Here is a 21,898-nt window from a genome sequence, read left to right as displayed (position 1 = left end):
TTTTAGGCTGTTTGAGCCAGCAAAGATAATCATCAAAGCAATGGATTTAAAGGCGAGTTCCTAAAATTTAGGGGACGAACAAAAAATTTAGAGAAGATTTCGTAAGCCTAGCCCCGATGGCTATCGGGGTTTGGTTCGTTCCGATAGCTATCGGAATCATCAATGGAAAAAATGAACAGGTTAAATATTTAGGACAGGATTGGTTTCAGAATAATAGCAAAACAAAAATGGTAAGCTTCAGATTATACCAAAGCCCACCATTATGAATAAACTTATTGTTAATTTAGAACCACTGCCCCCAAGGAATTCTACTCAACATCAATATTAATGCGATAGTATAAAAAATAGACAAGGTCTTAAATTTCTTATTAGAAAGCAGTTTTTTCTTATGTTTTGAATATCCTATAGTTATAAAAATTGCTGTTAGAATCATTACAAACGGATGCTCAACAGCATAGAGGCGAAATGTAGAATCCTTCATCACTACGCCCATTCCGTTATTGGTAATATTCTGCAAGCCAAGAGGGGAAACAAAATAAAGTATAAGCCCAATTAAAAATTGAATGTGAACCACAATTAACGCGAAGAGCGAGATTCTAAAATCTTTAGCGCCATATTCTCTTTTAGAGAAAAAACCAGCAAGGGCATTAAGGGTTGCAAGCACAACTATCAAGAGTACTAAATAAGCCCAATATGAGTGAATAAACTGTAACGTGTTAGCCATAATATTTTTTATTTTTTAAAAGTGCTTCAAAGATAAGCTTTATAAAACAAAAAAAATGCCCCAATAGTTGGAGCATTTTTCTATATAAAATAATAGTAATTAGAAGTCGTAACGAACACTTGCGTTCCAAGTTCTACCGTTACCGTAGTAAAACTCACCGTAAGCATTTTTCTGACTTAAGTACATTTCGTTTGTAGCGTTATAAACGTTTGCTCTAACGGTAAAGTTATTACCTCCAAAATCAAATTTATAAGTAATACCAGCATCTAACAAGCTATACGCAGGTAAACGCTCTGGCTGATATCCTGGCGTTAACGCGTCTTTAGCATCAACAAACCCGTATAAATCTGTATAGATATTATAATCAGCATCTACACTAAGACCCCCAACAACATTGTATTTAAAGCCAAAACCGAAAGAAGTCTGCGGTGCATTACCAACTTTGGTCCCAGAAAGTGGCACAACGCCCTCTTCAAGTACTGAATTGGTTTCACTATCTCTTGTTTGGAAAGGTGTTTCTCCGTCGTATTTCCAGTTACCAATACTACCAAAGGCTCTAATCATAAAGTCACTTGAGTATCTATATTTTCCTTCAAACTCAAATCCTTTATGAACTTGGGTAATGTCAGTAAATCTTTGGTAACGATCAACTTGCTCAATTGGGTTTGAAGAAGATGGATCTCCTTCAATAAAACTTCCTTGTAAAAATCTGTTACCCCAAGAAGTATAGTAAGCATTTAGATCTAAGCTAAAGCTTCCTGAACGTAGTCTATATCCAACTTCTACACCTAAAATCTCTTCATTCTCTACTTCGTTATCACCATCAAGTATGTAGTTTGAGTTTCTAACATCATCAAAAACGTTATCCAAGAATGGTTGTCTTGAATAGTATCCTGCATTTGCAAAGATGGTATTGTTTTCTATAAAAGAATATCCCATACCCCCTTTAATGTTGTAGCCAAATTTGCTAATTTTTTCAGACTTTCCAAGTCCATCAACGCCTTCAATTTCTTTACCTGGAGCACGACCTTCTCTTTGGTAGCTCTGTGTAGAAACAGCTCCTTGCACAAAAGCAGAGAAGTTATCTATTTTGTATTCAGCTTGTCCAAAACCACCTATATAGTTAATGTTCTCGCTATAGTCATAAGAGTAACGTTGTTCCTCGTCTGCAGCGCTAAACAAGGCTGCCCATGGATTAGCTTCAAAGGTTTCGCTCAACACATAGTCATCACCTCTTACGCCGTCATATCCAAAGTTATCATTAAAGCCTTCAAGACCCATTAAGTCGTTTAATTGGCGGAAGTGTGTACCTCTGTAAAATCTAGCATCAACCCCTACGTTTACTGTAAAGTTATCGCTGATGTCGCTTTCAAGATTAGAAAGGAAGCCATACCAGTTATGATTGTTAACTGACATTCTTCTAACCATTTGACCACCTCCGTAGCTACCAATACCATTGTCGGCACCAGCAATGTTGTTATCTTCAATAGCGTCAAAATCTATCTCGCCGTGTCTATCTCTAATAATATTTCTTGAACTTCCCAATGGTCCAGTTCCTCCACCACGACCCCATGAGGCGTATAGCACAGAAGAAAGGTTTGTTTTATCGGTAATGTTCCAATCCCAGTTTAGGTTAGCAATTGGCTTGTGGTAATAGTTTCTTCTAAAAGTATATCTTTCACCATTATAAAAACCGGTGTTGCTATTGTATCTTTTTCCGTAACGCGCATAGGTTTCTAGATCATTAGAAAAGTTTTGATCGTGCCATTGCGGTGCTCCCGTTAATAAGAAGTTAAACGAGTGCGTGTCATTAGGAACAAAACCTATCCCTATAAAATAGTTTTGACCTTGCCCAGCAGTACCATCAGAGTACTTTCTGTGTCCTTGCCAGTGATCTAACAAAAATGAGTAAGCCCATTTTCCTTGAAGTCCAGAGTCATAACTAATTGTTCCTTTTAAGTAACTATCATTACCCGTCATAAAACGTGCAAAACCACCTTCTTTTCTTCCAGCGGCACGCGATACAATATTTACTGTACCTCCAACTGAAGAGATAGCTAGCTTAGATGAACCCAAACCACGTTGAACCTGAATAGCGTTTGCAACATCAGACATTCCAGACCAGTTAGACCAGTACATTTTACCATCTTCCATTCCGTTTATGGGCTGTCCATTTAAAAGGAATGCAGTGTTTGTTTGGTCAAAACCACGTAAGAACATTTCGGAGTCTCCAAAACCTCCTGCTTGATTGGCAACATACACACTAGGCGTACTTTTTATTGCCTCAGGAAATTCTACGTTACCTATTGCTTTTTCTTGAATTTGAGCTGAAGTAATTGTTGAAACGGCAATAGGAGTTTGGCGATCTCTGGCCAAATCTATAATACCTCTTCCTACAATAACCACCTCTTCAAGTGCGTCAGAATCTGGAGTAATTTTAACATTACCTAGATTTGCAGTTCCATTCACTACATTAAAAGCTACGTTTTCAACAGTAAAGCCTATGTAGGAAATAGTAATTGTACCTGAATTAGATGAAGTTTCCAAAATGAAGTTTCCATCAAAATCAGCAATGGCACCATTTGTGGTACCGGTTTCAACTACATTGGCACCTGCCAATGGAGTGTTAGTTTCAGAATCGATTACAGTTCCCGTAACCTTTCCTTGCGAAAAAGCGGTAAAACCGCCAAGTAAAAAAACAAGAAGTAATAGTTTTCTCATGAGTTTGAGTTTAAGTTTAAATTTTCGGCAAAAATACAATCTTAATAGATTACAAACCAACAAAATTGATTAAGAAATCATTAAGAATGCTTGTCACTTCCAAAGATAAAATTTAAACCTTAAGTTCCTGTAAACTCACGCTTTAGTTAATAACAAGGTTATTAACATGTTATAATGAAGTTAAAAAAATTAAAATGCAATGCAGTCTAATTCCTCCTTTAGAGGCAATAAACCCGCAAAATATTGTTCGTGTAGTGCTTCAGGAAGCGGCTCTGAAAACGGAGTTTCTTCCAAAAAAGGATCTACTTGTTTTCCGTTTTTCCAAAAACGATAGCACACATGCGGACCACTGGTATTTCCCGTCATTCCTATCCACCCAATAACATCGCCCTGCATTACGTACTCGCCAACTTTTACTTTTCTAGCCTTCATGTGCAGGTACTGAGTTTCATAAGTGCCGTTATGCCTTATTTTTACATAATTTCCATTTCCGCCACGATACTCAGACTTTGTCACTACGCCATCGGCAGTCGCCAAAATAGGGGTCCCGCGTGGGGCAGCAAAATCAGTTCCTTTGTGCGGACGCAGTTTATAACCGTAATATTTTATACGCCTGTTTAAGTTGTAGCGTGAAGATATTCGACTAAATTTTACGGGTGCTTTTAAAAAGGCCCTTTTTAAATTATTGGCCTCCTCGTCATAGTAACCCGAAATATTCTCTATGGTATCTGAATTAAACTTAAAAGCGTAAAGCGGTTTCCCGTGGTGCTCAAAATATACGGCTTTTATTTCGTGGAGCCCTGCCGGTATCGTATCATCTATAAACCGCTCTGAATAAATAACCTTAAAGCGATCTCCCTTCTGAAGTTTAAAAAAGTTGATGGTCCAAGCATAGATATCTGCTAGTTGGCCAGTCATATTAGGGCTTAGGTTTTGCTCTTCCATGGTTGCAGAAAGCGAACTGGTAATAACCCCCGAAGCTTCCCGATTTTCGTACCGAATAGGCTTTTGATTGTTGTAAATAGAAATGGTATCGCGAAAATCGATTACCGCATAATCAATCTTATTGGTTTCATAAATAAAAACCTGGGTGGTATTGAGTGAGTCTTTCGAGTTGAGTAAAACATAAGGTTTACCTACTCTAATTTTTCGCACATTAAAGCTGTCGCGGAATTTAGTGGCAACCTCCATTATTTTATCGTGCGAAACTCCGTTGGCTATAAGTATATCGCCAAAGGTATCGCCAGAGCGGATGGTATCCCGTACCACATTAAAATCGTCTAAAATATAGCCGTATTTTTCAACAACAGGAGCCTCAACAACCTCTTTGATTTCGGGAACATCGTCTTTGTTTGTTTCACAGGCTACGGTAAATAGTGTAAGCGCTAAAGCCGTTAAAATTAAATTTTTCAATCGTGGGGAGTTTTCGGTATAATAATTCTATTTCTATTTAATTGGCAAGTATTTTAAACGAATGCTGCAATCCTTTAAATTCGGTTAGCGTGGCTTTTAACGAACCTACTGCCAAATTTGCCTTTACAAGCAAGGGCATTTTATTCTTATCGTCACTTATCCAGACCGTTAAGCTTTCTTTCTCTTTAAAAACACGGCCAGATTGAACATACGGTCTAAACACTAGCGTGCGAACGCGCCCAAAATTAGTATCTAATATTTCTTTTCCAAGGAATTTTAACCTGAATTTGTAATTTTCTTTGTCAAAAAACATATTCATCTCTACCATATCCCCCGTTTTTATATTTTCGGTTTCCAATCTATTCCGAAGAAAGTAAAAAGCAGAAATCATATCCTGCGTTTCTTTAGGAAACGAGAATACATTGGTTTCATTGTGCTTTTTATCGTTTACAACGGCTTTATTGGTGAAGTGATTAAAGTCTATTTGAATATCCTTGGTGTAGCCGCCTTCATCAATTTTTCGAATAAAACGATAGGGAATATCCTTTTTCTTATCAATATAAGATTGGTAATCATCTTCAACCTTAAAGAACCATTTAGACAAGCCAACGGTTTCGCCGAAGCCACGTACATGAAAAACATCTTTTCCGTCAATAGCGGCATCTTCCACCTTAAGCGTAGCATATCCTGCTGTTACAAAGCCATAGTGTACCCGAAATTTAAAAAATTCACCACTGCCATAAGCTCTTTCCTGAGCAGTGATAAAAAATACATTACCAATAATAAATAAAAGCGCGAGTAGCTTCTTCATAGATTGTGACTTAAAACGTTTTTGGGACTTGAAATACAACTTCCGTTCCAAAAAAAGAAACCCCACCTTCCTAATGACGATGGGGTCTGCTTATTGTTACTCTATTTATAAAGTTCCTCTTTGTTCTTGCTCGCGCTCAATAGATTCAAAAAGTGCCTTAAAGTTTCCTGCTCCAAAACCTTTTGCCCCCATGCGCTGAATAATTTCAAAAAACAAGGTTGGACGATCTTCCAAGGGTTTTGTAAAAATTTGAAGCAAATACCCTTCTTCATCGGCATCAATCATAATTGAAAGCTTGCGCAGCTCATCTATATCTTCCTTCATCATTTTCATGTGATCACCCAATCTACGTGGAATATCATCGTAATAGGCTTTTGGTGGTGGTGGTAAAAATTCAATACCACGTTCTTTTAATTGAGCCACCGTCTTAATAATATCGTCTGTTGTAAGCGCTAAGTGCTGTACACCAGAATCTTCATAAAAATCTAGGTATTCTTCTATCTGCGATTTTTTTATTCCTTTGGCAGGTTCATTAATAGGGAATTTTATTCGGCCGTTGCCATTGCTCATCACCTTACTCATCAATGCCGAGTATTCCGTATGGATTTGTTTATCATCAAAAGATAAAAAGTTTACAAAGCCCATTACATCTTCATACCATTTTACCCATTTGTTCATTTGGTTCCAACCTACATTACCTACCATGTGGTCAATAAATTTAAGCCCGGTTGGCGATGGGTTGTAGTCACTTTTCCACTCGCGGAAACCTGGTAAAAACGTTCCCTTATAATTTTTTCGTTCTACAAACATGTGTACAGTCTCGCCATAGGTGTAGATTCCACTTCTAACAACTTCGCCATGCTCATCTTTTTCAACAGTAGGCTCCAAATAAGGTTTTGCACCGCGCTTGGTGGTTTCTTCAAAGGCACTTCTGGCATCGTCCACCCAAAGAGCAATTACCTTTACGCCATCACCATGTTTAACAATATGGTCGTTAATGGGCGATTTACTATTTAGCGGCGTGGTTAGCACAAGCTTAATTTTGTCCTGTTTCAGCACATAGCTTACATGGTCTCGAGATCCAGTTTCTAAGCCTTTATACGCAAAGGATTGAAACCCAAATGCAGTTTTATAGAAATGTGCGCTTTGTTTTGCGTTACCCACATAAAATTCTACATAATCTGTTCCTAATAGAGGCAGAAAATCTTCTGCACCTTCAAAAATTTTTTCCAGTCCATACTCGACCGACTTTACTTCTTTGCTCATAGTTTAGTTTTTCTAAAAATTATATTTCTTACTTATTATTTTAGAAGATTTTCAATAAGAATATCTTCATTTAATCTTTTTAATGTAGGCCTTTAAGTTCCTAACAACTTCAAATGTAATATTTATAACAGCTTCCAATAAAACCTAAAATTACAGCGCGGTTGATTTTAAGTATTTTTAAACAATTATCATAAAGCATGCAAAGCGTAGTTTTTACTTTACTACCAACTGCAACTGGCTACTGGCTACTCTTTTTCAAGCCAACTTTGATAATATGTTCCATCTGAGAGTTTTAAACCATCTTCGGTAACCTGCAAAGGCTTAAACGTATCTACCATAACCGCTAATTCTTCGGTTTCGGTTTTACCAATACTTCTTTCTGCTGCTCCAGGATGTGGCCCGTGAACAATACCTGCCGGATGCAAGGTTATTTGCCCGGCTGCAATATCATTTCGGCTCATAAAATCGCCATCTACATAATAAAGCACCTCATCGCTATCAATATTACTATGATTGTATGGTGCGGGAATGCTGTCTGGATGATAGTCATATAACCTAGGCACAAAACTGCAAACTACCATTCCGTTGGTTTCAAAGGTTTGATGCACTGGTGGCGGTTGGTGAATGCGACCAGTAATTGGTTCAAAATCGTGAATGGAGAACGCATACGGAAAATTATACCCGTCATAGCCCACAACATCAAAAGGGTGCGTGGCATATATCATTTCAAAAACCTCATCCTGTTTTTTTACTTTAACCAAAAACTCTCCTTTTTCGTCATGGGTTTCTAATGCTTCAGGCTTGCGAATGTCACGCTCACAATATGGCGAATGTTCTAACAGCTGTCCAAACCAATTTCTATATCGTTTTGGGGTATAAATAGGGTTTCGCGATTCAACAATAAAAAGCCGATTGTCTTCCGTATCAAAATCCATTTTGTAAATAACACCCCGCGGAACCAACAGGTAATCGCCGTATTTAAAGTCTAGATTGCCTAAAAAAGTACGCAGCTTTCCGGAACCTTTATGAATAAAAATGAGTTCATCGGCATCGGTATTTTTATAAAAGTATTCTTTTTGCGACTCCTGTGGTGCGGAAAGAATAATACTGCAATCGCTATTGGTAAGCACCGTTTTTCTGCTATCTAGGTAATCTTTTTCTGGCTTTACGTCAAAACCCTTAAGTTTAAGCGACTCAATATTATTAGCACGGGCAATCTTGGGCGCAACATTGTACTGTTTCTTGATCTCTTTTACTTGGGTGGGTCTGTGTTCGTGATAGATGTTACTATACATTCCATCAAAACCAACGGTACCGAATAGTTCTTCGGAATAAAGACTCCCATCTGGTTTTCGGAATTGCGTGTGGCGTTTGGGCGGAATTTTGCCCAGTTTATGGTAAAAAGGCATTTTTTTAAAAGTATTAAGGTTACAGAACTCTTCTTTTGTTGGCCATCTGGTACTCAGGACTTACTATTACCTCCCTAATAACCTAATAGTCAACAATCTCAATTGCTCTTCCCTACAAATATCGGAAAAATATTGGAGCTAAACCTTCAAGATTATGCTAAAACCTATATCCCAGCGCCACATACCATTCTCCACTGTCAAGTTCGGGAGAATAAGCATACTTAATTTCCATAGGCCCTAAAATGGTTTCCAGCCCGTAACCCAATGAAAAAGCCGAATAATCTACCCCGTCTATCCATTTTTCATTTTCAAAAAGATCATTACCCACATTAGCAATATTTGCCCCAATATTCAAATGGTTTTTTCTGAATATTTCATAGTCAATGGTAACGGTAGATTTTAGGTAGGTGTTACCGCGAACCGAGATTGCTTCATAACCCAAAAACGGAATAATATTATTCATTTCCTTAAAACCATACCCGCCAAGTGCAAAGTCTAACGAAGTAGTTTCCGGCCCTCCTAATTTAAAACCACCTTCTGTAGTTATATGGGCTGAAATTTTATCGTAAACCTTAAAAGCATACCCCATTTTAGCCTTAGCTACCGAAAAAGGTTCAAAATCTTTATTTCTACCTTCTGCCAATAAGTACCAATGAAAGTCGCCAGAAAAATAAACTCCGCTTTTTGGAAAAAAACTATTGTCGTAGCTATCATATTTCAAAAACCCATAGGCACTGTAGTAGTTTGTACTTTCAAAAACGGTACGCGGTAAATTATTAGAGTCGGTGCCTATGGTTTCAGATAAGTAACGCAGGTATTTATGCTCTGCCCCTATCCCAAAAACAAAAGTTCGCTGAAATAGGGTTTGAAAGTAAAGTTGGTTGGTAAAATCGCTATATTTTATGCTCAGTTTATTTATTGGTAGGGAAAGATCTGATGTTAAATCGGCACCGATGAAACTCAAGGGCACATCGGCATCAAAAAAATGATATTTTGAATTAAATCCAACACTCCAATAGAAGCCCTTGTCTATATAATATTCAAAATTATAGCGAAGATTATCTCCCGCAATAAGATCTAAGGAAGCAATGTCGTTATTGGTAAGCAACCTTTTTTTTGTAATATTTACCAAGGCCGCAGTTCGGAAAAGGTCGTCATAATGTGCTGCAAAACGAAGAGACATTGACGAGTTTTTTTCCCTTAACTGCACGAGCAGGGTGTTTTCATTATTTTCATCTTCAAAGAACTTGTAGTTAATATCTTGAAAATTTCCCGTTGCAGATAAATTGTTAATGCCTTCGTTAAAATGTTTGTAGCTCACCTTATCTGGGGTTCGCAGTTTCAATTTCCCCATAACATAAGACCGGGTGTATTTCTCATTCCCTTCAATCCGCACTTCTTTTATTTGTATGGTATCTCGGGTTTCAAACTCAACTTCCTTCTTTTTAGATGGCTTTTGCTTTGAAGCAATATTTTCAAGTTGGTCTAGGTATGCTGTTGCTTCGGCAACACCAGATGCTACAATATCCTCTCCCTCACTAAAAGAAACCACTGTAAAATCTTTGATATCGGGATGGATGTAAACATCTGTTACCTTCCTTTTTTCCTTCATATCACTTATCATGTGATAGTTGTTTATCTGCACCAAAACAGCAAAAGCCGAGTTCAATTTATCGCGGGTTTTTAAACTGTCCTGTACATCTATGCCTATTACAAGGTCCATCCCTTTGTCCTTAACCTCACTTATTGGATAATTATTGACAACGCCGCCATCAATTAAAACTTGGTCTTTAATCACCACAGGGCTAAAAAGGGAAGGCAAGGCACCACTTGCGGTAACGGCTCGGGGAAGATATCCGCTATCTAATATAACCTCTTTTCCAGTTTCTACATCGGTAGCAATGCAAAAAAACGGAATTGGCAATTTACTAAAATCTGAAACATCGCTAACGTGGGCGGTAAGTTTAGAAATTAGGTTGTAAACATTCTGGCCTTTCGAGAGCCCGGAAGGAAAACCGATTTTAAAATTGTCAAACGGAAGGATTAGCGCATACTTTTCGGCTTCCTGTTTTTCATAAAATGTTTTTGAGCCACGCGGAATCTCATCCTGTATTAAACTACTAAAATCGGTTTTGTTGAAAATACTGTCCAACTGTTTTGCGGAATACCCCGAAGCGTAAAGTGCTCCTATAATTGCTCCCATGCTCGTACCGCCAATATAATCAATACGAATACCAGCATCTTCTATTACCTGCAAAGCACCTATATGCGCCAAGCCTTTTGCGCCACCACCGCTGAGCACAAGACCCACTTTTAAATCCTCTTGCTTTTCTTGCGAAAAGGAAAAACTTGAAAGTAGTAGAAAAAGTATGAAAAGTGATTTTTTCATTGTTATTAATTCTCAGGTCTTTAATTTTTATACTTATTTTAAATTAAACCTACAAAGAGGTTTTGTTTTTCACTATGGCAATATGAAAACAACGCCTTGCAGGTTAGTCGTTAACTTTTTGAAAATGCGCTTTCAATTTCTTGGCACGGCTGGCACCCACAACTTCTGAAAGCTCCTCAAAGCTAGCATCTCCAATACGTTTGGTGCTTTTAAAACGCTTCAATAAGGCAACTATTGTTTTTTCGCCAATCCCAGGAATAGACTCAAGCTCGGTATTTAAAGCTTGCTTACTGCGCTTGCTACGATGAAAAGTTATTCCAAAGCGATGCGCCTCATTTCGCAATTGCTGGATGATCTTTAAGGTCTCACTTTTCTTGTCTAAATACAAAGGAATTGGGTCGTCCGGGTAAAACAACTCTTCCAAACGCTTGGCAATACCAATAATGGCTATTTTACCGCGTAAGTTCAGCTTATCCAAACTTTTTAATGAGGACGAAAGCTGCCCCTTCCCTCCATCTATGATGATAAGCTGGGGCAATGGTTGCTCCTCATCAAGCAATCTTTTATAGCGGCGGTACACAACTTCTTCCATAGAGGCAAAGTCATCTGGACCTTCTACTGTTTTTATATTGAATTTACGATAATCTTTCTTGCTTGGTTTTCCGTTTTTAAATACCACACAAGCCGCCACCGGATTTGTGCCTTGAATATTACTGTTATCAAAGCACTCAATATGCCGCGGTTCTTCACTAAGACGAAGGTCTTTCTTCATCTGTGCCATAATGCGTTTTTCGTGCCGTGCCGGATCTACAATCTTTGCTTGTTTAAACTTCTCCATGCGGAAATATTTTGCATTCCGCTCAGAAAGGTCTAAAATTGCTTTTTTATCGCCCAGCTTAGGTACGTGTAACTTCAGCTCCTCTCCCACTTCCACTTTAAAAGGGGTATAAATTTCTTTGGAAAGCGAATTGAAACGTTGCCGCAATTCAACAATGGCCAGTTGAAGCAATTCGGCGTCGGTTTCATCCAGTTTTTTCTTTATTTCTAAAGTATGCGAACGGATAATCGCTCCGTGCGAAAGTTGTAGAAAGTTTACATAACCATAGCCTTCATCAGAAATAATTGAAAATACATCTACATTGTTGATTTTCGGATTTACAACGGTCGATTTACTTTGATAGTTTTCTAAAATGTCAATCTTTTCCTTTACGCGCTGCGCATCTTCAAATTTTAAATCGGCAGCCAACTGTTTCATCTGGCTTTTAAACTTATGAAGCGAATCTTTAAAATTTCCTTTTACAATATTTCGGATGGCTTCAATATTTTCGTGGTATTCTTTTTCAGAAAATAAGCCTTCACAAGGGCCCAAACAATTTCCGAGATGATATTCTAAGCAAACTTTATACTTTCCCGCCTTAATTTTTTCTTCAGAAAGATCATAGTTACAAGTGCGCAACGGATACAGGCCTTTTATTAAATCTAAAAGCGTATGTACGGTTTTCATACTAGTATAGGGGCCAAAGTACTCCGAGCCGTCCTTAATCATTCGTCGCGTTGAAAAAACCCTTGGAAAACGTTCGTTTTTAATACAGATCCACGGGTAGCTTTTATCGTCTTTTAATAGCACATTATAATGCGGCTGATATTTTTTTATCAGGTTATTTTCCAGCAAAAGCGCATCAGTTTCCGTCTGTACTACAATATGCTTTACGGTTTTAATCTTCTTTACCAACAGTCGCGTGCGGTTATTATCAAAGTTTTTGGTGAAGTACGACGAGACTCGTTTTTTTAAGTTTTTAGCCTTCCCAACATAGAGCAACTTCCCGTCCTTATCGTAGTATTGATACACACCTGGAGAATTGGGAAGGGTAGAAATTTGAAGTTTTAACGGAGCATCGGCCATAGGTTCAAAGATAAGACTTTGTATATTTTATAGGAAGCGGTTTGCCAGACAATATGTTAATTGTGGCTAAATGTTTTAATCAATTTAGCTACCTAAGTCTTTTTCATTAAATTGCGTTATCAACAACCAACTATGAACATTGCCATTTTATCACGTGGAGAAACGCTTTATTCCACAAGAAGCCTGCTAAAGGCTGGAAATGCACGAAACCACGTTATGGAAGTTTTAGACCCTTCCTATTGCAACCTAGCTGTTGAAAACAACAAGGCCGTGCTGTATTTTCAAAATGAATTGGTGGACGATCTACACGCCGTTATTCCCAGAATAGGCACTTCAAACACCTACCATGGCACTAAAGTAGTACGCCATTTTGAGGCAATGGGTGTTTTTACGGTGGCTTCTTCTGAAGGTATAAGCAATAGCCGTGATAAATGGACGTGTTTTCAGATATTGGCAAAAAACCAGATTCCTCTTCCACGAACTGTTCTTGCTTCCAGTTTTGAATATGAGGAACAGGTAAAAACTTTTGGCGGCAAACCAATTATCATCAAACTTTTAGAAGGCACACATGGCGAAGGCGTGCTGCTAACCGAAAACCCCCAAAATGCGTTGGCAATCATTGAAACCTTACGTGCAACACGGGCTCAGTTTGTACTTCAAGAGTATATAGAAGAATCAAAAGGAACAGATATAAGAGCAATTGTTGTTGATGGCGTAGTTGTTGCGGCCATGAAGCGCAAATGTAAAGCGGGCGACTTCCGAAGCAATTTGCATCGCGGAGGCACTTCAGAAACGATTGATCTTTCTTCAGCAGCCGAAAAAATTGCCATTAAAGCCGCTAGAGCCTTAAACCTTGGGTTTTGCGGTGTTGACATCTTAGAATCCAACAACGGACCATTGGTATTAGAAGTAAATAGTACACCGGGATTAGAAGGCATTGAAACTACTTCGGGCAAGAATATTTCAAAAAGCGTTATTGGGTTTATTGAACGGAATATAAAAAAGTAATCAGGTTTCAGTAGTCAGTAGTCAGAAATCAGTAGTCAGTAGCCAGTAGCCAGTAGCCAGTAGCCAGAAATCAGTAAATAGGGTTGAATCCAGCGACATTTTTGAGACGAATAAATCGCTGTTTTCGATTTCGATTTTAAACATAGAATCAGGCTTGATCTAGCAAACACAATTATCAGGTATATAGAACCCCAACGTATAAGTATGACAAAAGAAGAAAAGGATATTGTAATTTTAAATGAACGCATCGCTTTAGGAGAAAGCCGAACCATAGATTTTAGCATTGCAAAGCTCTATACTGGCACCAAGGTTGAAATCCCAATTATTATTGAGCGTTCGATTACTCCGGGACCAACGGTTTTAATTACAGCAGGAATTCATGGCGATGAAATAAACGGGGTTGAAATTGTACGGCAACTCATTGCGCGAAAATTGAACAAGCCCAAACGCGGAACCATTATCTGTATTCCTATTCTCAACGTGTTCGGATTTTTAAACGGAGATCGATATTTTCCCGACGGTCGCGACCTCAACAGGGTTTTTCCAGGTTACAAATCAGGTTCTTTGGCAAGTAGAGTTGCCTATCAATTTACCAAAAAAATACTACCCCATGCCGATTTTTGTTTAGACTTTCACACCGGAGGTGCAAGCCGTTTTAATGCACCCCAAATACGGATAAAGCCAGATGATGCTAAGCTTTTGGCACTTGCCGAAGTTTTTAACGCACCTTTTATCGTTTATTCAAATACGCTTAATAAATCGTACCGAAAAACCTGTGATAAATTGAATACTCCAACCCTTCTTTTTGAAGGTGGCAAGAGCCTTGAAAGCAATAAACATATAGCTAAAGAAGGTGTTGATGGTATTTTGCGCTTTTTAAAACACCTAAATATGTTAGGCGAAAAACATATAGCTCCAGAACCCAATGCAAAAACGGTTATCATCAATAAAAGTAAATGGATACGCGCACACAACAGTGGTCTGCTTCATGTAAAAATAGATTGCAATAAACACGTAGAAAAGGGAGAATTTTTAGCAACGATTACCGATCCATACGGCAAAATGCGATTTAAGGTTACAGCACCCAATGAAGGGTATATTATTAATGTAAATCAATCGCCCATTGTGAACCAGGGCGATGCCATTTTTCATATTTCTACCGCAAACACTACAGGCAAATAGGGCTATAAAGATTAAATAGCACGTGCTTATTGACAAATAACAGCGTTAAAATCATAAAATTCTATTAATTTAACGTTAATAACAGCCTTTTAATTGTCAGTGTTTATCGATGCCTTTAGATTTGAATTTTTCTGGATTATTTGAAAATTGATTAACAGACAACAGGTCTCAATTGATTTAATTTTTTATAGTTCAGTGAATCAAGTTTGATATTAATTTTAAAAAACAACTATGTTTAAATCAGTAAAAATTAAAAGTGTCTTTTTATTTGTTGCCATGATGGGAACTTTTGGCCTTTTTGCCCAAGAAACCACCGTTAGCGATGCCGAGTTGACACAGTTTGCAAATGCCTACCAAGAAATGCAGATGCAAAACCAACAAGCACAGCAGCAAATGGTAAAGATTATTGAAGATGAAGGAATGGATGTTCAGCGTTTCAGTACCATCCAACAAGCTTCAATGGATCCAAACCAAGAAGTAGATGCAACAGTTGCCGAAATGAAAATGCATGGAAATGCAATTGCAAAAATGGAGAAATTACAACCTGAATTAGAGAAAAAAGCTTCTGAAAAGATAGCCGCAACAGGATTGTCAATGGAACGTTTTGAGGCCCTGGCTGCACAAATTCAACAAGACCAAGCTTTGCAACAACGTTTGCAAGCTATTTTGATGAAAAATCAGGGATAATAATTACGTCCAGCTAAAAGTATAAAAGAGGTGTTTTTGCACCTCTTTTTTTATGTTTAAATTTATCAAGAAGTTTTGCAAAAACATCAATCAGCTACTTTCCCACAATCAACCTGCGTTTGCGCTGATTAAATAGATCTATTGTTATATTTGTTCAAAGCTTGCTCGGCTTCAGAACACAATCCGTACAGCCAATTTAATTCTTAAAATGACCGATAAACTTTCACTTAGGCGCAAATATAAAAAGCTTCGCGAAGCACTTTCAGAAAATGAAATTGCCGAAATGAGCCTCCAAATTGCCAACCAGGCACTAAAACTTCCTATTTGGGAAAAAACCTATTACCATATTTTTCTTCCCATTACCTCAAAAAAGGAAGTGGATACAGAATTTATTATGCATATTTTGCAAGGAAAAGATAAAAGTATAGCGGTTTCCAAAGCTGTATTTTCAACCGGTGAAATGACACACTTTTTATTACAGGAAAACACGGTATTAAAACATTCAAAATACGGTATCCCCGAACCTGTATCTGGCATTGAGCTTACACCAGAAACAATAGACGTTGTCTTTGTACCACTTTTGGCTTATGGTAAAAATGGACATCGCATTGGCTATGGTAAGGGTTTTTATGACCGGTTTTTAGAAAAGTGCAGTCCGCGAGCAATATTCGTAGGGCTTTCTTTCTTTGAGCCCGAACCAGAAGTGATTTTTAACGCAAATGATGTACCCTTAGATTTTTGTGTAACGCCAACGCAGATATTCGATTTTAAAAATAAAAACCAGTAACGTCCGATTAAAAGAGTGAGAAAATTTGTTGAGTCAAAGATAATAAGCAATTAGAATATTTTTATTTAATGACAGCATGCTATTATACTTAGCATCAAAATTTATCGATTAAAAAGTATGTTTAATCAATTTTAACTAGTTTTCAATCTACTAAAAAGCAAGTCTTATGTCTTTCAGCGCAGCGGTCTTAAATCTTAGTCGGACACGACTAAATAAAAACCAGTAACGTCCGGAAAAGACGTACGACTAGAATTGCAATTATCTGATAATTTAGTTTCCCCCATTTCATATGCTTTAAAAACGGTTATTTTTAATTCGGATTTCAAAAGCAAGGTTTAATTTTTTTTAAACATCCTGAAAGTGTACTATTATTGAAACAAGTAGGTTTTAATAATTTTAATCGGACACTACTAAATAAAAACCTATCTTTATAGGCTTATATCAAAAAACTATATGGAAACACCAACCAACCAACAGGAACGCCAACACCCAATCAACCCATTGGCGTTCCGCCAGATAACAACCTCGTGTGGGCAATATTATGTACTGTTTTATGCTGCCTGCCATTGGGCATTGTCTCCATTATAAAATCGACAAAAGTTAAGGAATTATGGGCTTTGGGTGATACTGCTGGCGCACAAAAAGCTGCCGCCGATGCCAAAAAATGGGCAATTTGGGGTGCAGTAGCCGCAGTGGCCTTCTGGATACTCTACGTTGTATTCTTTTTAGTAATTGGTTTTGGTGGGGCACTTGCGGGAGGAGGCTACTAAACTCATCAAAATAGGAGCAATTATTGTCTTGATGGCGGGTTTGGGTTTGGTGTATTACGCCTTCAATCCATCAACAAACTTTTTTTTGCCTTGCCCAATCTATTACACAACGAGTTTTTACTGTCCAGGATGTGGTTCGCAAAGAGCAATCCACCTATTGTTACACGGCGATATTAGTGGAGCTTTTCGGTTTAATCCGCTACTGGTTTTGACCCTGCCCATATTAATTTACGGCTTAGGAATAACGATTGCCAATTGGATTTTTGATACGCAGTATCGGTTTATGATCTTTTATAGCAAGCTCTTTATTTTTGGATACTTTGGCATAGCCATTCTGTATTGGATACTTCGTAATTTACCTGTTTATCCTTTTAATCTTCTGGCACCAACAGGGTAAAAAACAAAGTGACTTATAAATGGTTACTCCGGAAATTATTTCTTTGGAAATGCTTGCTTGTTAAAAATTAGCAGCAGAATTACCCCAATACTGATAGAAGAATCGGCAACATTAAAAACGGGATCGAAAAAGGTGAAATACTCTCCGCCCCAAAACGGTATCCACTCTGGTAATGTACCGCCATATAACGGAAAATAAAGCATATCTACCACCTTTCCGTGAAACAGCGTGCCGTAGCCTCCAGCCTCTGGAAATAGCGTAGCCACTTGTCCATGGCTATCATTAAAAATAATGCCGTAAAACACGGAGTCTATAATATTGCCCAAGGCTCCGGCAAAGATCAATGCTATACATAAAACTAAAATTGGCGCCATGTTTTTCCGTACCGAATCCCAAAGCCAATACCCAATACCGCCTATTGCCACAATCCTAAAAAGGGTAAGGAACAGTTTTCCGTAGGTGCCGGGAATTTTTGCGCCCCAAGCCATGCCTTCGTTTTCCACAAAGAGAATCCGGAACCAGTCAAAAACATATATTTCTTCGCCCAAAACAAAATTTGTCTTGATATATAGTTTGGAAACCTGATCAATCAATAGAATCAGGATAATGATGATGGTGGCTTTTTTTAGGCTCATAGATTATTTATACTTTTTCTCGCTACTTGGGCTTCAAAATATGTGGGGATCGCCACGTTAAAGCTCAAAATATGCAGACACACTTTCGCACAAGGCTTCAGCGAGCGGAAGCAAAAATAGCAATATTATTTGGTTTGCCGCATGTAAATAGTACCATTGACGCTTTCAGCTTCCACATAAAAGACGCCTTGCTTGGGAAGGGTGTTTTCCACGGTTCCATTTTTTGAAAATGCATGACCAGTAACATTGCTTTGTGCCTGCACCTCAATACTTCCATCTAGGGTGCGAAGGTGGGCATTGCCCAAGAAATTATACAGCCTACAGCTCCCTTTTTGTAAAGAAATATCCAGATTTTCAATTTTTCCATGGGTCTCCAAAGAAGCCAATCTCGATTTTAGTTCTATGAAAATAGTTTCGGGAACCAGCAAGCTCACTTCAATCGCCATTACCTTATGGGCGGCGAGCTTATCGTCTTCAAACTCAAAAAAAGGCATTACACCCGTTTTTAATGAAAGTTTCCCTTTTGAGCGGTTTTCTTCAATGATTATCGCTTCTGCATGTTCACCAGATACATGAAGCTTTATCTTGACGGTTTTACGTGCTGAGGAAGTAATCTTTATACTGAAAATAGCATCGTCGGTAATGGATAAGCCTCGTAAGCCTTCGGCAGAAAATTCTTTTTCAATAACTTTTTGGGCCATGCAGGCATAACTTCCGAACAGGATAAACCCAATTATGAGGTATGTTTTGTACATTAGTAAAGCGCAAAGGTCGTAAACCTAGCAAAATAGCCCAGAGATTTTTATGATTGATTTAAAGCAATTGATCATAAATGTTTACTGTACCCGGTTCAGGTTGTTTGTTCTCATTACCAGTTCTAATACTTATTTGAAAAGAATTAAATGTTAGGCATTTTTGAAACCCGCCACCATTACACTAACTATTTTAAGAACGTTCCCAACTTTAAGGAATACCGTATGAAAATGGTAACCAGTTATGACTCAGCTTCTGTCTTTACGGCTTTTGATGCCGCATTGGAGGTTTATGGGCCTACCTTTCCACTTGACGTAAAGACAGGAATTATAGCTTCTTTTGGCTTTCGTCAATCAAAAAATTGTCCGTGGCAATAAATGGGTTATCTGTGAAGCTATTTAAACATTATTGGCATTCATTCTCTCTATCTTTTTTCAAGATACATATAATCATCCTCTGAATAAAAAATTCTTAATTCAGTAGGGCGTACTTGATAAAAAAGAATTGTATACTGAGTGGAGGGGTCATAGTTTAACCTCAATTTATCAAAAAATAAACTTCCCCAACCTGATTCGTTTGCTTCAGACCTATGTACTTTCTTTAAAATTAATGTATCCTTGGTGTCCTTCCCCATATTTAGCGAGTAGCTTCCAAAGAAATCATTGTAACCTGTTTCGCCCATATAATTGAAATCAGTATTAAACTCTATCGTAATGTCTTTGGAGTTTTCAAAATCGTTTGCCGTAAGCACGGTTCCATCTGAACTTATAAATTTCATTAGCTTCCATTCCCCAAATAACCTATCATTTTGTGAAATACTTTTGTCAGAGCTACAGCCCAATATTGAGGTAAAGACTATTAAATATAAAATTGCTTTTTTCATAATATTTATTTTTAATGATCGACCATCAAGTTTTTTGTGCTCATATTTCCTTGTGAGTCATGTATTTGTACAATGTATAACCCTTCGGGTATATTAAGAGTTTCTATAGTTTTTTCGGTGTTAGAGCTTTCTCCCGAATAATGGATGTTTGAATAGTGGTCATAAACCACAATATAATAAGTATCTATCGGTAAAGTAGAAAAATCTAATGAAAATTGTTCATCCGTGGCATTTGGAATAGGAACCACACTTTCTAATGGCGGGGCCGGAGGGGTAATAACGAACTGGGTTGTGGTTGTGCCACAGATATTTGTAAGACCAACACTTACATCAACATTCCAAGTAGTATGCGTAGGCCCAAAACCCATTCCGTCAAACATACTAAATGCGTGTAGATTGCCATTCCCCCCTGTTTTTTGCCAATTGGCAGTCGCTATTTCTTGGTTGTTGGGAGAATAATTGTTATTAATCAAATCAACATACACGAATTTTTCTGGGAGACTGATATCAGGTGTCAACAAAACAGAAAATTTAGGTTTGCCTACCCACACGTTTATAGTCTCACTTCCAGTACCATGGGTAACTTGAACAAAACCAGGGGCACGTGTATTAACATTATTTGCTTGAACCGTTACTGAACTGCCATTGGTTGGGGAGTTAATTATAATATTGGAAGATGATGTCCAACTATATGGAGGCGAAGCATTTTGAATGGTAAATACTGTACCATTATTTGCACAGACCAAATTCTGCTGGGCCGTAATTTCAATAACATCAAGTCCGTCAATAAATTGGGGGTTCAGATTATTGGGGTCTAACCAATCCTTTAATCTACGTTGGGGGCTGCTGGCATCCCAAGAAACACTAAATTTTCCATATTCCCCTGGATCGTTGGCTGGATTACTACAATCATTGTTACTACCTCCGTGCAATTGACCTATTAATCTCTTACTATTTGTAAACAGTGGTGAACCTGAGGAACCTCCTTCTGTTACTGAGTAGCCACTTTGAGTTTGAACCCAATTTATCCTCCAATGTGAATTAGAATTATATACTTGACCTGCTATAGGAATCATATTATGGGTAGCGATTTTCTTAAAATCCCCACTGGGATGATGAATGCCCACACCCCCTTGACCTGGTGTACTCGTTCTGTCCCAACCATTATAATAAACGTCAATATTACTGTTTAAAGGCGATTCAGTAAGTTCAAAAAGTGCAAAATCAGAGTATGAGTTGTTCGATTTAAGCGTTGCCCCAGAGGTTGAGCTTGGTATATAGTTAGAAGAATTGCTACAGCTATTGCTTTCATAATTCCAATAAAACGAATAATATGAAGCGTCGGTATCTCCAGTTGCGTCCAAGCTTCCTATACAATGGTCTGCGGTTAAAAAATAGGGCTTAAGGTCCATTGCCGTATTATTTACAAGGGAGCCAGTACACACTCTAAATCCATTGACCAAAATCATGGAAACCCCTTTTTTTTCATCCTGCCAGTTTTGGCCTTCAGGACAATTTACATTAACCTGACAAGATCCCGATTGTCCATATCCCGTGCTTGCCATCAACTGGGTCAGCTCTTTATATCCATGTACTATCTTATCCACAGAGATAACTGTTAAATCGTCAACATTTTTTGGCTCATAAAGCTCTAAGATTATATCTTCATCAAACAAAAGTCCAGTAGTGAATTTACCTGGATCATTCATTGTTCCTCTATTGTTTTCTGAGGTAAACGCGCCCAACATTTGGGTTTTGTCTTGGGTGTATAAATGAAGTTTTGCACCTTCTGGCAACCAAAATTGATCATAAAGTAAATTTATTGAAACAGCATCCGGGCACGTAATCTTTAACCGCCAGATTCTGTCGTTATTGGGCAGTATAGTCCAAACTCCCGCATTCCTTAAATCGTAATTTACATCGATGGGAATACCAAATCTTGGAGGTAATCCATTTTGTTCATCCAAAATATCTTGGGCGATGATAGCATTAAGATTTAATTCAGGTAATGATTTCTCGGTGGCATTTACCACGGCTTGGTCACTTAAATTAAATACTACGCTTTTCGGGGTAGCGATTACACTTTTTTGAGCAAACAAAAGATTGGTCATTATTAATAAAAAAACAAAAAGCCATTTTCTCAAAAACGAGTGAGGGGGG

18 protein-coding genes and 1 pseudogene are annotated in these 21,898 nt (G+C 38.0%); 7 read left to right on the top strand and 12 right to left on the bottom strand.

The annotated features are described in order from the left end of the window. Positions 1–283: 283 nt before the first annotated feature. The 8 genes from QPK98_RS15305 to uvrC all read right to left on the bottom strand — a co-directional run bounded on the left by QPK98_RS15305 (position 284) and on the right by uvrC (position 12,636). Complete coding sequence (locus QPK98_RS15305; RefSeq protein WP_310994343.1) at positions 284–724, bottom strand: hypothetical protein; 441 nt, start codon at positions 722–724, stop codon at positions 284–286. Between the two features lie 99 nt (positions 725–823). Further along, the gene (locus QPK98_RS15300) at positions 824–3,445 is read right to left on the bottom strand and encodes a TonB-dependent receptor (protein ID WP_310994342.1); all 2,622 of its coding nucleotides are present in this window, start codon (positions 3,443–3,445) and stop codon (positions 824–826) included. Positions 3,446–3,634: 189 nt separating this feature from the next. Next, on the bottom strand, positions 3,635–4,858 hold the full coding sequence (locus QPK98_RS15295) for a peptidoglycan DD-metalloendopeptidase family protein (RefSeq protein WP_310994341.1): 1,224 nt from the start codon (positions 4,856–4,858) through the stop codon (positions 3,635–3,637). Between the two features lie 37 nt (positions 4,859–4,895). After that, the gene (locus tag QPK98_RS15290; RefSeq protein WP_310994340.1) at positions 4,896–5,669 is read right to left on the bottom strand and encodes a DUF3108 domain-containing protein; all 774 of its coding nucleotides are present in this window, start codon (positions 5,667–5,669) and stop codon (positions 4,896–4,898) included. Positions 5,670–5,774: 105 nt separating this feature from the next. Beyond that, positions 5,775–6,935, bottom strand: a complete 1,161-nt coding sequence (gene hppD / locus QPK98_RS15285; RefSeq protein WP_310994339.1) for a 4-hydroxyphenylpyruvate dioxygenase — start codon at positions 6,933–6,935, stop codon at positions 5,775–5,777. Positions 6,936–7,180: 245 nt separating this feature from the next. Beyond that, positions 7,181–8,344, bottom strand: a complete 1,164-nt coding sequence (locus tag QPK98_RS15280; protein ID WP_310994338.1) for a homogentisate 1,2-dioxygenase — start codon at positions 8,342–8,344, stop codon at positions 7,181–7,183. Positions 8,345–8,501: 157 nt separating this feature from the next. Then, positions 8,502–10,733: a patatin-like phospholipase family protein gene (locus QPK98_RS15275; RefSeq protein WP_310994337.1), complete on the bottom strand. Its 2,232-nt coding sequence runs from the start codon at positions 10,731–10,733 to the stop codon at positions 8,502–8,504. 103 nt (positions 10,734–10,836) lie between these two features. Then, the gene (uvrC, locus tag QPK98_RS15270) at positions 10,837–12,636 is read right to left on the bottom strand and encodes an excinuclease ABC subunit UvrC (RefSeq protein WP_310994336.1); all 1,800 of its coding nucleotides are present in this window, start codon (positions 12,634–12,636) and stop codon (positions 10,837–10,839) included. A gap of 132 nt (positions 12,637–12,768) precedes the next feature. Here uvrC and QPK98_RS15265 point away from each other — a divergent pair, with 132 nt between their 5' ends. The 6 genes from QPK98_RS15265 (at position 12,769) to QPK98_RS15240 (ending at position 17,467) form a co-directional block, all read left to right on the top strand. Further along, the gene (locus QPK98_RS15265; RefSeq protein WP_310994335.1) at positions 12,769–13,644 is read left to right on the top strand and encodes a RimK family alpha-L-glutamate ligase; all 876 of its coding nucleotides are present in this window, start codon (positions 12,769–12,771) and stop codon (positions 13,642–13,644) included. 204 nt (positions 13,645–13,848) lie between these two features. Next, the gene (locus QPK98_RS15260) at positions 13,849–14,826 is read left to right on the top strand and encodes a succinylglutamate desuccinylase/aspartoacylase family protein (protein WP_310994334.1); all 978 of its coding nucleotides are present in this window, start codon (positions 13,849–13,851) and stop codon (positions 14,824–14,826) included. A gap of 231 nt (positions 14,827–15,057) precedes the next feature. Next, a complete protein-coding gene (locus QPK98_RS15255; protein ID WP_310994333.1) occupies positions 15,058–15,513 on the top strand; it encodes a DUF4168 domain-containing protein in 456 nt (151 codons plus the stop codon). Positions 15,514–15,721: 208 nt separating this feature from the next. After that, the gene (locus QPK98_RS15250; protein ID WP_310994332.1) at positions 15,722–16,300 is read left to right on the top strand and encodes a 5-formyltetrahydrofolate cyclo-ligase; all 579 of its coding nucleotides are present in this window, start codon (positions 15,722–15,724) and stop codon (positions 16,298–16,300) included. A gap of 440 nt (positions 16,301–16,740) precedes the next feature. Next, entirely contained in the window at positions 16,741–17,070 is a 330-nt protein-coding gene (locus tag QPK98_RS15245) for a CD225/dispanin family protein (RefSeq protein WP_310994344.1), read from the top strand. Next, complete coding sequence (locus QPK98_RS15240; protein ID WP_310994331.1) at positions 17,042–17,467, top strand: DUF2752 domain-containing protein; 426 nt, start codon at positions 17,042–17,044, stop codon at positions 17,465–17,467. Before QPK98_RS15245 ends, QPK98_RS15240 begins: the two co-directional genes overlap by 29 nt. A 35-nt stretch (positions 17,468–17,502) precedes the next feature. On the opposite strand, the gene QPK98_RS15235 is transcribed toward QPK98_RS15240, so the two are convergent. Both QPK98_RS15235 and QPK98_RS15230 read right to left on the bottom strand, forming a co-directional pair. After that, positions 17,503–18,102 carry a lipoprotein signal peptidase gene (locus QPK98_RS15235; protein ID WP_310994330.1) on the bottom strand — a complete coding sequence of 200 codons (600 nt, stop codon included), beginning with the start codon at positions 18,100–18,102 and terminating at the stop codon, positions 17,503–17,505. A 125-nt stretch (positions 18,103–18,227) separates the two neighbouring features. Further along, positions 18,228–18,857: a DUF4097 family beta strand repeat-containing protein gene (locus QPK98_RS15230; RefSeq protein WP_310994329.1), complete on the bottom strand. Its 630-nt coding sequence runs from the start codon at positions 18,855–18,857 to the stop codon at positions 18,228–18,230. A 150-nt stretch (positions 18,858–19,007) separates the two neighbouring features. Here QPK98_RS15230 and QPK98_RS15225 point away from each other — a divergent pair. Next, positions 19,008–19,151: pseudogene (locus QPK98_RS15225) on the top strand (tRNA dihydrouridine synthase DusB); the annotation flags it as partial. A gap of 128 nt (positions 19,152–19,279) precedes the next feature. On the opposite strand, the gene QPK98_RS15220 reads toward QPK98_RS15225, so the two are convergent. Together QPK98_RS15220 and QPK98_RS15215 are read right to left on the bottom strand one after the other, a co-directional pair. Further along, complete coding sequence (locus QPK98_RS15220; RefSeq protein ID WP_310994328.1) at positions 19,280–19,738, bottom strand: META domain-containing protein; 459 nt, start codon at positions 19,736–19,738, stop codon at positions 19,280–19,282. An 11-nt stretch (positions 19,739–19,749) separates the two neighbouring features. Beyond that, complete coding sequence (locus QPK98_RS15215; RefSeq protein WP_310994327.1) at positions 19,750–21,849, bottom strand: trypsin-like serine peptidase; 2,100 nt, start codon at positions 21,847–21,849, stop codon at positions 19,750–19,752. Positions 21,850–21,898 lie beyond the last annotated feature (49 nt).

It is taken from the genome of Aequorivita marina (assembly GCF_031631895.2).
Lineage (GTDB): Bacteria > Bacteroidota > Bacteroidia > Flavobacteriales > Flavobacteriaceae > Aequorivita > Aequorivita marina.
The sequence above is the reverse complement of the archived record's forward strand: the minus strand, read 5'-3'. Positions and strand labels throughout refer to the sequence as shown.